This window comes from Pantoea sp. 18069 (assembly GCF_902706035.1).
Classification (GTDB): Bacteria; Pseudomonadota; Gammaproteobacteria; order Burkholderiales; family Burkholderiaceae_C; genus Comamonas.
On record NZ_CACSJA010000098.1, the window covers coordinates 1 to 783 of the forward strand.

The 783-nt window shown below is 46.6% G+C and carries 2 rRNA genes; both read right to left on the reverse strand.

The annotated features are described in order from the left end of the window. Positions 1–319: 319 nt before the first annotated feature. Positions 320–432 (reverse strand): 5S ribosomal RNA (gene rrf, locus GVL12_RS25725). A 127-nt stretch (positions 433–559) separates the two neighbouring features. Then, a 23S ribosomal RNA gene (locus tag GVL12_RS25730) occupies positions 560–783 on the reverse strand; the annotation flags it as partial.

Below are 783 nucleotides of genomic sequence, written 5' to 3' on the forward strand. Positions count from 1 at the left end.
ATAAATTAAAGAATCAAAGTGAACTTCACTTCTTCTCTTCATGAGCGTTTGTAGTGCTATGCACTAGTTCCAAAAGAACTTGGCAGTTGCCTTCAAACGCCCACGCTTATCGGCTGTATATTTTTAAGGATCGTGAAGAAAAATTTCTTTTTCTTCTTGACTCGCTGCGATCAGCGAAGCCTTGAATTCTAGCACAGCTTTCACTGTACTCAAACGACTTGCGTTTTCTTTTCACTTCTGAAGCAACCAGGTGGTTGTTTATCCTCTGAAGGGAAGAGAAAACGCCCAGTCACACGACTGGGCGTTTGCTGCTGTAAGAGCCTGACAATGACCTACTTTCACACGGGAACCCGCACTATCATCGGCGCAAAGTCGTTTCACTGTCCTGTTCGAGATGGGAAGGAGTGGTGCCAACTTGCTATGGTCATCAGGCATAACTTTTTGCCTTGCCGATCAGTTTGTCGATCGGCTCGGCGAATTCATAGAGACTGAAATCAGATTATATTCGATTGCGTTTTTGGCATAACTAGTCTTCGATCCGCTCTGGGATCAAAGTTATAGGGTCAAGCCTCACGAGCAATTAGTATTGGTTAGCTTAACGCATTGCTGCGCTTCCACACCCAACCTATCAACGTCCTGGTCTTGAACGACTCTTCAGGGGGCTCAAGGCCCCGGCAGATCTCATCTTGAAACGAGTTTCCCGCTTAGATGCTTTCAGCGGTTATCTCTTCCACACTTAGCTACTCGGCAATGCCACTGGCGTGACAACCGATACACCAGAGG